Source organism: Alteromonas sp. 4NH20-0104, from assembly GCF_057547795.1.
Genome location: NZ_BAAJLP010000013.1, coordinates 91579 through 103507 on the forward strand (window position 1 = coordinate 91579; position 11929 = coordinate 103507).

The window sequence follows — 11929 nt, forward strand, 5'->3', positions numbered from 1 at the left end:
TTTATGGCTTTAATTCATTTTTGAGCGCTCCAGTATGCCACCTTAAATGACCGTTGTCTTGTCTATTACCTTTCCTGTAAGGCAGTAAAATCAAGGGGTCTGGCACTTATTGCATAAAATGTGAATAACTATCCAGATATATGAATATGCTGGTGTCAGGGCGAAATTATCGGCGGATTCTGCGCCATGCTGGTTATAGTGGGGTTTTTGTGTGTAAAACAGGCTTTACGGCTGAATGATTATGAATCGCTTAAAAAGCCGCACTTTTTCTCTTTTTGGCGGCTTGTTCAGGCCTTTTTGTTCACAGATCGGTCAGAATTGGCAGCTGATGAAGCGGTTGGGCATTCAGCGTTTGCAGTAATTCAGGTGCAATGGCGCAGCCTGCTATGAACTTTTCATTTTCATCATCCAGGAACAGGTTGTTGTCTTTTAACATTCTGTACTTGGCATAGTAGCGGGATTGCTGCAGTACCTGAGTGAGCGGATCCGCATCATCCGGCAGGACATCCTGCAGCACTTGTTGCATGGCACTGGTAAAGCCAACCCGTTTAAACACCATGTACTCAAATAAGTGCAGGGCAGCTTTATCGCTGTGTTGATCAATTAAGGGCAACAGGCGTTTAGGGTCGGGTACCAGTTGCACCAGCGCGGAGTGCAAATTGCGCAGCTTGGCCTTTTGGGCATGGCGTAAAAAGTCCAGGTGCACCTGTTCAAACAAGCGAAAATACAGCTTAACAATAGCACTGCGACCCAACTGACTAAAGATCGCCAGGGAATAAGCTTCAAACGGTTTTACCTTATGTTGTGTGGCAATGGTTTCAGCCGTCCGGGCGCAAATCAGGCTGTATTCCCAGACTTTGTGTTTTATTTGTGGGAACGGGTCACTGATTAGTGGCAGGGTCTGTTTATAAATTAACGCGGGAATGACTCGCTTTACATTGTCGATACCAATGAAACTCAAAGCGGTTTTCAGCGTGTCTACGGCAATAACGTCTCCACGGGCATCGCGACGTCGGTACTGTGGCTGGTTTACCTGTTTGAGCAATTCATCGACTAGCCAGGGAATATTCACTGCAATGGCTTCAACCTTGCTGATGGTGGCAGAGGGGGTAGCCAGTAAATCAATCAGGTTAGTAGTATGTTCTGACCAGTTCAGCAGGTTCTCACACACATCCTGGGTATCGGCGAGTGTCGACAACAGCTTTTTATCGATGACCGCGTGTAACTGCTGATTGATTTGTTGTAAGTAATTGGCCTGGATCTTAGCGGTTTCCAGCTTATTTTTGATGGCGTCTTTTTCGACTTTCAACAACTGACGGCGGGTAAAGCTTTGCTCTGACTCGGCGTAGCTGACTTCGCCGGGGGCACGCCGACCGACCATCGCTTTCGCGAGCTCAGGAGCCAGCAATAAATAGTTGAATCGTTTAGCAAACGCTGGGGGGGCCAGTAACCGCTCTACCATTGAAGTCCCGCTATATCCATGTAATACCCGAACCTTATACGTTTTGCAATGCTTAGGCTAGGACATGTTTGTGTTTGTTCAGGCAATCAGACCGTTGAAGTAATCAGTGTCTTACATCGTTTTGTTCAGCGTAACGAGTTGACCGTTAAATTCTGATACACAGTTCATATCGGCATCTATTGGAACAACCTTAGCCAGCAGTAGGAAGTTTAGCAGAACCTGATGACCATATTCGGTTAGCAGCGACTCGGGATGATACTGCACTCCCCATACAGGCAGGTGCTGATGTTTAATGGCCATGATCTCAGGTGTCTGACCGTCATCGCTCCAGGCTACGACCTGCAGACAGTCGGGTACCGACGCCGGGTCGATGACCAGCGAATGGTAGCGGGTTACCACAAAGTGTTCGGGGATATTGTTAAACAGGCTATCGCCGTTATGGTTGACACCTGAAAGTTTGCCATGCCTGACCTGCCGGGCATTGGTGACCCGGGCGCCAAATACCTGACCGATTGCCTGATGGCCAAGGCAGACGCCCATGATAGGGATTACCCCGGCAAATTGCCGGATCACATCGAGACTGACGCCAGACTCGTTTGGCGTACAGGGCCCTGGTGAGATAACAATACCCTTCACAATAGCCGGGTCTATCCCGGCTACACTAATGGCATCGTTACGCACTACTTGCAGCTCACACCCCAGCTCCTGAAAATATCTGGCCAGGTTGTGACTAAAAGAGTCGTAATTATCGATCAGTAATAACACGGCTTAATTGACTGCTTCAGGGTTTAGCAATAAATCCCAGCGCATCATAAGTGGCCTTAAGTGTAGCCGCGGCACGGATCTGCGCTTTCTCTGCGCCCTGATGCATCACTTCATCAAGGTAGCTGCGATCGGCGCGCAGGGCGTTGTAACGTTGTTGCAGCGGTTCAATCAGTGCGACGACTGCATCGGCAACGTCGGATTTTAAATGGCCGTACATTTTATCTTCATAGGCCGGAACCAGCTCATCAACGGCAGTGCCGGTTGCCAGTGACAGCAGGGTGAGCAAATTGGTGACTCCGGGTTTTTCTGCCCAGTCAAAATAAATGCGCGCCTGCTCGTCTGAGTCGGTCACTGCGCGTTTGATCTTCTTGGCTACCTTCTTAGGTTCTTCCAGCAAGCCGATAAAGTTGTTCGGGTTGGTGTCTGATTTAGACATCTTCTTATCCGGCTCCTGCAAACTCATGATGCGGGCGCCAAACTCAGGAATGTAGGGCTCCGGAATACGGAAGGTATCGCCGTAAATGTTGTTGAAGCGGGTAGCGATGTCGCGGGTGAGCTCCAGGTGTTGTTTCTGATCTTCGCCCACCGGTACTTCGTTGGCCTGATAAAGCAAAATATCAGCCGCCTGCAACACGGGATAACTGTACAGTCCGACATTAATATTACTGGTATTGCGGGCTGATTTATCCTTGAACTGGGTCATGCGGTTCAGTTCACCCATTTGGGTAAAGCAGTTTAACACCCACGAAAGCTGCGCGTGCTCAGGCACATGAGACTGCAAAAACAGCGTGCTCTTAGCCGGGTCGATACCACAGGCCAGGTAAAGTGCCAGGCCATCCAGGCAAGCTTCTTTCAGTTTGGCCGGGTCCTGACGTACCGTAATCGCATGCAAATCCACAATCATATACAGACAGTCGTGTGTTTCCTGCATGGAGACCCACTGCTTCAGCGCACCCATATAATTACCCAGGGTAAGCTGTCCGGATGGCTGACAGCCGCTTAATACGATTGGTTTTGCGCTCATTACTTATTTACCTATTCACACTTAATTACTTAGAAGACACTGTAGCCAGTTCGTCACGCATTTGTTGGATAACCGTGGCATAGTCCGGCTGATTGAAGATCGCTGAACCGGCAACAAACATATCGGCACCGGCAGCGGCAATGGCTGCGATATTATCGACTTTAACTCCGCCGTCAACTTCCAAACGGATGTTTTGACCAGATGCATCGATACGGGACTTAACTTCTCTGAGTTTGTCCAGGGTGCCAGGGATGAATGACTGACCACCAAAACCGGGGTTTACCGACATTAATAAGATGTGATGCAGTTTATCCATCACGTAGTCGAGATAATGCAGCGGCGTGGCGGGATTAAATACCAGGCCCGGCTGACAACCTTTATCAGCAATTAACTGCAGACTGCGGTCGAGATGCTGGCTGGCCTCCGGGTGGAAACTGATATAACTGGCACCGGCATCGGCAAACTGAGTAATTAAGTCATCCACCGGCGATACCATTAAATGCACATCTATAGGTGCGGTAATGCCATAGTCTCGCAGCGCAGAACAAATCATCGGGCCAAAGGTAAGGTTAGGTACGTAATGATTGTCCATCACGTCAAAGTGGACCACGTCAGCGCCGGCATCGAGCACGCGCTGCACATCATCACCCAGACGGGCGAAATCGGCCGAAAGAATCGACGGAGCTATCAGGAATGGTTGCATGATTAACCCTTATAGACGGTGTAGGGAAGCAGGGTAAAGCCGGACGAGTGATGAAGTGCACTGTTGTTATGCTGATATCTACGACAAAACAAACACTTGGCCCGCGTATTTAATGAGCGATATGTTAGCGGATTATCGCTAAGGGCAAAAGTTTTAATCTCGCACCTTAACGGGGATTCTGCTTCTTTTTGGTGCAATATATTGCTGATTGACTGTGCGAACGGCCTTTTTCAGATTTTTATGTTGTAAAAGTTGTGAATAAAAATACATTTAAAACAATAATTTATTAAGTTTATGTGGTCTATTGGCAAGTGTCGACACATTGGGCACTAGTTTTGCGTATACCGACATCACAAAAATAAAAATACAGACAGAAAAGTGATTTAAATAAAAACACTTATGCGTGATTTATACGGAGAACACACATGAAATTTAATAAAACACTGGTAACTTTAGCCGTTGTTGGCTCTTGTCTTTCATCACAAGCTGTACTGGCTGATAGCCTGTCTGGTAACGTTAGCGTAACTAACAACTACATCTGGCGTGGTCTGACTCAAACCATGAACGAAGCAGCGGTTCAGGGTGGTATCGATTACGCCAGCGACAGCGGTTTCTACGCGGGTACCTGGGCATCTAACGTTAAGTATGAAGAGTCTGACGCTTACTCTTATGAGCATGACGTTTACTTTGGTTTTGCTGGCGAAGCTGGTGATATCAGCTACGACGTAGGTTACCTGTATTATAACTACGATGAAAATGCGGGTTATGATTTTGGTGAAGTTTACGGAAGCATCGGTTACGGCAGCTTCAGTGCAACGTTATCTGTATTAGCAAATGCTGAGCCAGATGAAGGTCCGGGTGAAGACTTCGGTTTCGGCCAGGCAACTTACCTGTCACTGGATTACGGTATTGCTCTGGAGAGTGGTACAGAGATTGGTCTGCACTTAGGTCACCACCAGGGTGATTTTGCAGAATCATTTAACGGCGTTACTGACGCTTATATTGATTACGGTGTAACCATTGCGAAAGACGGCTTTGCGTTTATGATCAGTGGTACTGATTTAGACGACAATGATGATTTCGCAAACACGCCAGAGCGTGATAATGATTCAATCAAATACACTGTTTCTTACTCAGTAGATTTCGAACTGTAAGAGACCTTTAACACTTTTACAGTGTTTATGTTTTGTGCACGCAAAGGCCACACAGTAGTGTGGCCTTTGTACTTTTGGTTGAAATTTTCATTGCCAGATGTAACAGACTGATTATAATTACACCAATGGACTTTATTCTGGAACGGTTTTCAGTATGACAATGCTAAAGAAAAGCTTGAACTGGCGGGTAACAGGAGCGGTATTAGCTCTGATGTTAACCGTGGGCAGTTATAATCTGGGTGTAGGATCGCCTGTGCAATCAGATTGTCCGGAAAGCCGTGTGAGTAATGTACTGGATGATGCCGAGCAGGTAAGCTGGGTCAGCTGGCTCACAGGACGCTCTACATCTTATCGTTTTCATTTCCTCGATCTTCTTGAATTACTCTCTCGCCACAAAGGTCAGGACAGCGAGTAACTACTCGTTGTTTGCGTACTGGTGGCAAATAAACCGGGTTTTCTGAAAGTAGTACAAAGCGTACTGGCCAGTGCATTTGGTGTTCAGAGCCAGCAAAAATACCAGCAGGACTTTTCTCAAACTGCTATCGCTCCCTATATTGTGGTTGGCGTAGTATTCGTTATATTACTGGTGCTTGGGTTAGTGGCTCTGGTTAACTGGCTGACGGCCTGAAGAGACAGTTGATAACTACTCGTCTATTGCGGTAATAGGATACACCGGCTTATCCTGAAATAATGCCAGCAATTCGCTCACAGGTTTACGGGCACTGCCTTTTTGACTTATCGAACGTTTTACATTCATCGTGGTTATTTGTGCACCGTAGTACATCTGCCGGGTCATGGGTAAGTCATGATTGGAGATCAGCACCGGGATGTGCCGTTTAAACGCTGCGCGCTGAGCCAGAGTAGCCAGCTTATGCTGACAGGATAAACTGAACTGTTTGGCGGCATAGCTGGTAAACAGGGCGGTTTTACTGATGGGCGCATAAGGCGGGTCGCAATAAATGACACTGCCTTTGCGTGCATGCTGAAAGACTTTCTCAAATGGTAAACAGGTAAATTTGGCCTTTTGCGCTTTTTCTGCAAACACAAACATTTCGCGTTCGGGAAAATAAGGGCGCTTATAACGGCCGAATGGCACATTAAAACGGCCTTTCAGACTGTAGCGACACAAGCCGTTATAGCCATGTCGGTTTAAATAAACAAAAAGCAGGGCGCGATAATACTCATCGCTGGTCTGATTGAATTCTTCGCGCAGTCCGTAGTAGGTTTTTTCGCTGTTGTGGTTTGGCGAAAAAAAGTGTTTAAGATCGTTAATAATCGGGTCGGGCTGTTCTTTTAACAGCGTGTAGAGATTAATCAGATCCGGATTAATATCGTTGAGCACATAGTGCTGAAAGTCAGAATTGAGAAACACCGACCCGGCGCCAACGAAAGGCTCGATGAGCTTCTTCCCTTCTGGCAGGTGTGCATTGATTTGTTCAACCAGGCTGTATTTGCCTCCTGCCCATTTGAGGAAAGCCCGGTGTTTACTGACGGCCATTATGTTGGTAACTACTCACTGACGCTATGATTTTTATTATTGGGGATATTGTGAACGAAATTCACAAAGCCCAGCATCCCGCACCCGGGAAGGTTACCCTTGGGTGGCATTCAACTTTAACGAATCGTTGATTGTATCTGTCAGCGCGGATCTCGACAACCGACAATAGCCAGAAATCGGTAATTAATAGCGTTTGTGGCGTTATGGCTGGCTGGCGATTTCGGCTTTTATCTGGCGACCCGCTTTAACAAAGGCTTTATCACTGCCCGGGAAATCGGGTAACGTTTGCAATTGTTGCTGGGCTTCTGCCAGGGAGGGAGCAGGCGTTGACCATAATATGACGTACCAGTCACCACCATAGCGATAGGTCTTATATAAGATTACCTGACTGGTGAGCTGATAATCTGTTAAGAAATCCTGTGCCAGTTGCCGATCCTTCATACCGGCAATTTGCACCCAGTATTGCCCGGCTGGACTTCTGGCCAACTGTGCATTAGCTAGCACAGCGGGTTCGGGGGGCACTGACTCACTGCCCGCCGGTACTGGTTCGTTTGGTGCTAAATTTGGTGCAGCCGGCGGCGTTGTAAGCTCGGATTGCCCCGCTTGGGAAACCGATGCTGACTGCTCAGCTGCTGCGGTTTCGTTGGCCGAAGCGTCGCTTGTGGCCTGCTGTTCGACTTCAGTGGCAACCGGCGTTACCGGAAGTGCTTTGATAGCTTCATTATAACTGGCCATAACCCGCGGCTGGACTGACGACTCACCCGCTTCAATGGTACTCTGCTGCGCTGCGTTACTATTATCCTGCTTAACAACACTGAGGGTCCGGGTGGGCTTAATGATTGCTTCTGACTCACCAGCACTCTGCTGTGTTGCCGTTGGCTGGCTGTCTTCAAGGGGCTCAAACAAAGTGGTCATTGTGGCGCCGTACTGCCAGCCCATAATGGCGGCAAAACTTGAAAGAAAGACTAAAGTAATGCCAATCCACAGCCAGGGGGAGCGTAACCGGTTATCGGTTAGTGGCAGAGCGCCAGCTTCGCCACGCTCCTGACGGTAGCGTTCAAAAGCGGCCCGGCGCTCGGCGAGCAGTTTATCCACATCACTACTGTATTGCTGGGTTGATACCGACTGGCTGCTGATCAGTAGCGGCGTATTGGTATTTTTGGCGGGGAGCCATTCTTTAGCCTGCTCGGCCCAGTCACTTTCGCCAAATAAGAGCACATTCAGATGCTGCTTGTTATTAGCAAACCGACTTTGTAATACCAGGTCCCAGAGCTCCTGCAGAAAACTGTTGGGTAAATGCTGGGCCTGGGTAATCGTAATCAGTACCGGCCCGTCATGATGATTAAGACCGGCGAGTAGTTCATTTAATGGCCGGATATAGCTGCCTACCACCTGACCAAGCAACTGCTTGCACAGTGTGCCGCGATAGTCCGTTACCTGCATATCGGATTCTGCGGTAATAAAAGCCAGTTCGGTGTTATCGGATTGCTGAAAAACGAAGGATTCGAGGGTGCGCTGCTGCTCAGCAATACTGTCTCCGCTGACAAAAATCAGCTGAGACGAGTAATTGACTAAATATTCAAGCCTGCTATGCAGCTCTGACGCCACGGTAGTTTCCTCATTAAAAGGCCAGTGAAATACCCGATTAACTCAATACCGCGTCCAGAATAGGCTGGGTAACCGCTTTGGTTACCACCGCTTTGCCTATCCCCTGCGGGATAACAAAACGGATTTGGCCGGCTTCGACTTTTTTATCCCGCGCCATATGACGCATATAATCATCGACTGACATGCTATCGGGGCCGCTAACCGGCAGCTTAAACTGTTGCTGCAGAGCTTCAATCCGACGGGTTTCTGACGCTGTTAACCAATCAAGGTGTTCTGCGGTTTTACAAGCAAGGATAATACCAGCTGCTACTGCTTCGCCATGCAACCAGTTGCCGTAACCTTGTTCTGCTTCAATCGCATGACCAAAGGTATGGCCAAGATTCAGCAATGCGCGAATTCCGCCTTCTCGTTCATCCTGAGCAACAATCTCAGCTTTAACCTGGCAGCAACGGAAGATTGCATGGCCCAGTGCTTCGGCTTCCAGCGATTTGAGTGCTTGTTGATTGGCTTCTAACCAATCGAAAAAGCCAGCATCATAAATAATGCCGTACTTAATCACTTCCGCCATGCCCGCAGCGAACTCACGTTCTGGCAGCGTGTTGAGGGTAGTGATGTCTATGGCGACTAAAATGGGCTGATAAAACGCACCAATCATGTTTTTGCCCAGAGGATGATTCACTGCCGTTTTGCCGCCTACGGATGAGTCTACTTGCGATAGCAAGGTAGTAGGCACCTGAATAAACGGGACGCCCCGTTGATAGGTGGCTGCCACAAAACCGCATAAGTCACCAATAACACCACCGCCCAGAGCAATGAGCGTGATATCCCGGGCAGCGTTCATTTCCAGCAAGCGGGTCATTACCACTTCGAATTGCTCAAGGGTTTTATATTGTTCGCCATCCGGTAACGTGATGACATCAGTTTGCTTGTCGCCGCAAGCTGCCAGTACCCGCTCCAGATAGAGTGGTGCCACGGTTTCGTTGGTTACGATAACGGCACGTTGCCCTTTAATGAAAGGCACAAAAAAGCCGGGCTGCGATAACAGTCCGGCTTCAATCTGAATAGGGTAGCTACGCTCGTCAAGTTCTACTGTTAAAGTTGACACGCATGTAGCTCCTTTTTAAATGTTATAACCCAATCTTACTGATAATTTGGTTAGCGACGGCCCGCGCTGATTGATCGTCGGTTTCCACTACGTAATCTGCTACTTCTTCATACAGTGGATTGCGCAGTTCCGCGAGGTCTCTTAATACCTTTTCCGGATCATCCTTTTGTAACAAGGGGCGACGCTTGTCGCGCTGGGTTCTGGCAACCTGCTTGTCGATGGTCGTTTGCAGATACACTACAATACCACGTGCTGACAAGCGATTACGCACTGCTTTGGTCATAATAGAACCGCCACCAGTGGCCAGCACAATACCTTGTTTGTCAGTTAAATCATTAATGACATTTTCTTCGCGTTTGCGGAATCCATCTTCACCTTCAAGATCAAAGATCCAGGTAATGTCTGCGCCAGAACGACGTTCAATCTCCTGATCGGAATCGAAGAACTCGAGGTGTAACTCATCTGCTAAGTGACGACCAATGGTACTTTTACCTGCTCCCATTGGACCAACCAAAAAGATATTACGTTTTTCAGCCATATTTGCTTATTTCACAACTTATTTATGTTAAGGGCAGAATGTTCTGTTTTCCTCAACCACCCGTTCACACGTGCTTATTTTGTCGCTAATAAGCACATACACAAAACCTCGTAAAAATTTCGAGAGCGGGATTATCTCAGTTTCTCAGACCGCTATGCAAGTTTTGTTGCAGGGATTAGGGCGAAAGCTGCAAAAATGAAGCTTAGCCAAAGGATTAATGTGCAGATTAGGGGAAGAAAAGGCAAAAATGTCTTTCTCAGGCGGCCGATTTGCCGCCTGAGAGAAAAAAATTACAACGCTTCGGTAACGATTTTGGGTGTCACAAAGATAAGTAGCTCTCTTTTTTGATAAACCGTAGAGCTGTTTCTGAACAGTGCACCCACCACTGGCAGATCACCAAACAGGGGAACTTTGCTCACATCATTGCTGTTGACCTGTTGAAAGATACCGCCCAGTACTATGGTTTCACCGTTTTCTACCAGCACCTGGGTTTTAATTTCCTGAGTATCAATAGCGACGGCATCACCGGTAGCCGTTTGCACGGTTTCACCGCGGGTATCCTGGGTCACAATCAAATCCAGAATGATTCGGTTATCAGGGGTAATGTGTGGTGTTACCTTAAGGCTTAGTACGGCTTTTTTAAATTCAACCGACGTAGCACCACTGGAGGTGGCCTGCGAATAAGGAATTTCAGTCCCTTGTTCAATGTAGGCTTCCTGCTGGTTGGCAACAGTGATACGTGGACTGGCGATGATTTCACCCTTATTTTCAGATTCCAGAGCCGATAATTCCAAATCCAAAATGGTGCCATCAGCCAGGCTGGCAATCTGAAAACCAATGCTGCCTGCTGCGCTGGCCACCGGCAGGTTAACATTCAGGCGGTCGCCCAGAGCTGGCACCGTTCCGCCTGCGATGGACTCAGCACCAGACAAGGAACCTGATACGCCATTATCATCCTGACGATCCGAGAATCCCCAGCGAACGCCAAGTTGTTCGTCTACGTTATCGCGCACGGTCACCATGCGAGACTCAATTAATACCTGCTTAACCGGGATGTCCAGCGATTCAATGACCTGTCGCGCCTCGTCAATAGACTCTTGAGTATCCCTTACCAAAATAGTGTTAGTGCGGTTATCGACGGTCACCGTGCCGCGTTCGGTCAGAATGCCGCCGCCTCCCTCTGCGCCTTTGAGGATTTGTGATAACTCCGAGGCTTTTGCATAGTTTACGGTAATGCTTGCTGAGGCCAATGGGGCCAGTTGGGCAACCTGCTGCTCAGACTGTAGCCTTTGAGTTTCGCGCTGCGACAGCTCATCGCTGGGCGCGATAAGCAGAATATTACCTTCCTGACGTTTGTCTAAGCCTTTAATTTTAAGAATCATTTCCAGTGCTTGATCCCAGGGAACCCCGGTCAGGCTAATGGAGACATTACCGGTAACGGTATCAGTGGTAACCAGATTAAAACCATTTACCTTAGCAATGATTTGCAGCACCTGACGCACCGGAACATCCTGGAAATCCAGCGAAATGGGTTCGCCTTCGTATACACTCTTTTCCAGTTTCGCCATTTGTTCCTGGCTCATCGGGCTAATGCTGACTGTCAGGGTTTTACCGTCTTGCTCAGTATTAGTGATCACATTACCGGTATAATTAAACTCAATGCGTGAAGCCTCTTTTTCCTGAAAGGTCTCAATGGTTGTCACCTGGGTGCCAAAGGCGGTCACGTCGAGTTCAATTAACTGGTCTTCGGCAAGTTCTGTTGCCGGCAGTGTGACCACTAACTTACCATTCGCTTCAATAACCTGAGGCTTTACGTCGCGATTGTTCATTGTCAGTGTAGTCACGGCCACGGCGCTGGCGCCGCGAGTAAAATCGATGTCTTTAAGCGTTGTCTTAAATACCTTCTCTGCCTCGGCATTCGGATTAATTAATTGCGGAGATTCCTGAGCGCGTAGCTCAGCGGCAACTACATTAAACAGTAAAAACGTGATCGCGGCGCCCGCTAACCAGTAGCGGCGCTTGTTTTGCCGATTTAGCCTTTCGTTAAAGATATATCGCTTAGACATCTAATA

12 protein-coding genes are annotated in these 11929 nt (G+C 48.1%); 3 read left to right on the forward strand and 9 right to left on the reverse strand.

Features of this window, described 5'->3' with window-relative positions; translation table 11 throughout:
* Window positions 1-301: 301 nt before the first annotated feature.
* From AC27IB_RS11205 to rpe, 4 genes are all read right to left on the reverse strand, one after another.
* On the reverse strand, window positions 302-1462 hold the full coding sequence (locus tag AC27IB_RS11205; RefSeq protein ID WP_296044211.1) for an HDOD domain-containing protein: 1161 nt from the start codon (window positions 1460-1462) through the stop codon (window positions 302-304).
* 111 nt (window positions 1463-1573) lie between these two features.
* Complete coding sequence (locus AC27IB_RS11210) at window positions 1574-2227, reverse strand: anthranilate synthase component II (RefSeq protein WP_296044209.1); 654 nt, start codon at window positions 2225-2227, stop codon at window positions 1574-1576.
* Window positions 2228-2243: 16 nt separating this feature from the next.
* A complete protein-coding gene (trpS, locus tag AC27IB_RS11215) occupies window positions 2244-3251 on the reverse strand; it encodes a tryptophan--tRNA ligase (protein WP_296044206.1) in 1008 nt (335 codons plus the stop codon).
* Between the two features lie 25 nt (window positions 3252-3276).
* Window positions 3277-3954: a ribulose-phosphate 3-epimerase gene (gene rpe / locus AC27IB_RS11220; protein ID WP_296044204.1), complete on the reverse strand. Its 678-nt coding sequence runs from the start codon at window positions 3952-3954 to the stop codon at window positions 3277-3279.
* A 425-nt stretch (window positions 3955-4379) separates the two neighbouring features.
* Here rpe and AC27IB_RS11225 point away from each other — a divergent pair, with 425 nt between their 5' ends.
* The 3 genes from AC27IB_RS11225 (at window position 4380) to AC27IB_RS11235 (ending at window position 5736) form a co-directional block, all read left to right on the forward strand.
* Window positions 4380-5108 (forward strand): TorF family putative porin, encoded by a 729-nt coding sequence (locus AC27IB_RS11225; RefSeq protein ID WP_279318950.1) that lies wholly within the window; start codon window positions 4380-4382, stop codon window positions 5106-5108.
* A 154-nt stretch (window positions 5109-5262) separates the two neighbouring features.
* A complete protein-coding gene (locus AC27IB_RS11230) occupies window positions 5263-5523 on the forward strand; it encodes a hypothetical protein (RefSeq protein WP_296044198.1) in 261 nt (86 codons plus the stop codon).
* 21 nt (window positions 5524-5544) lie between these two features.
* The gene (locus AC27IB_RS11235) at window positions 5545-5736 is read left to right on the forward strand and encodes a DUF2970 domain-containing protein (RefSeq protein ID WP_296044196.1); all 192 of its coding nucleotides are present in this window, start codon (window positions 5545-5547) and stop codon (window positions 5734-5736) included.
* Window positions 5737-5751: 15 nt separating this feature from the next.
* Here the strand turns inward: AC27IB_RS11235 and AC27IB_RS11240 are convergent, their stop codons facing one another.
* The 5 genes from AC27IB_RS11240 to AC27IB_RS11260 form a co-directional block, all read right to left on the reverse strand.
* Entirely contained in the window at window positions 5752-6606 is an 855-nt protein-coding gene (locus AC27IB_RS11240; protein WP_296044194.1) for a Dam family site-specific DNA-(adenine-N6)-methyltransferase, read from the reverse strand.
* A gap of 201 nt (window positions 6607-6807) precedes the next feature.
* Window positions 6808-8214 carry an SPOR domain-containing protein gene (locus AC27IB_RS11245; RefSeq protein ID WP_296044192.1) on the reverse strand — a complete coding sequence of 469 codons (1407 nt, stop codon included), beginning with the start codon at window positions 8212-8214 and terminating at the stop codon, window positions 6808-6810.
* A 37-nt stretch (window positions 8215-8251) separates the two neighbouring features.
* Window positions 8252-9319 (reverse strand): 3-dehydroquinate synthase, encoded by a 1068-nt coding sequence (gene aroB / locus AC27IB_RS11250; RefSeq protein WP_487120945.1) that lies wholly within the window; start codon window positions 9317-9319, stop codon window positions 8252-8254.
* Between the two features lie 22 nt (window positions 9320-9341).
* Complete coding sequence (gene aroK, locus AC27IB_RS11255; RefSeq protein ID WP_296044187.1) at window positions 9342-9857, reverse strand: shikimate kinase AroK; 516 nt, start codon at window positions 9855-9857, stop codon at window positions 9342-9344.
* A gap of 290 nt (window positions 9858-10147) precedes the next feature.
* A complete protein-coding gene (locus tag AC27IB_RS11260) occupies window positions 10148-11923 on the reverse strand; it encodes a type IV pilus secretin PilQ (protein ID WP_487120947.1) in 1776 nt (591 codons plus the stop codon).
* Between the last annotated feature and the right edge of the window lie 6 nt (window positions 11924-11929).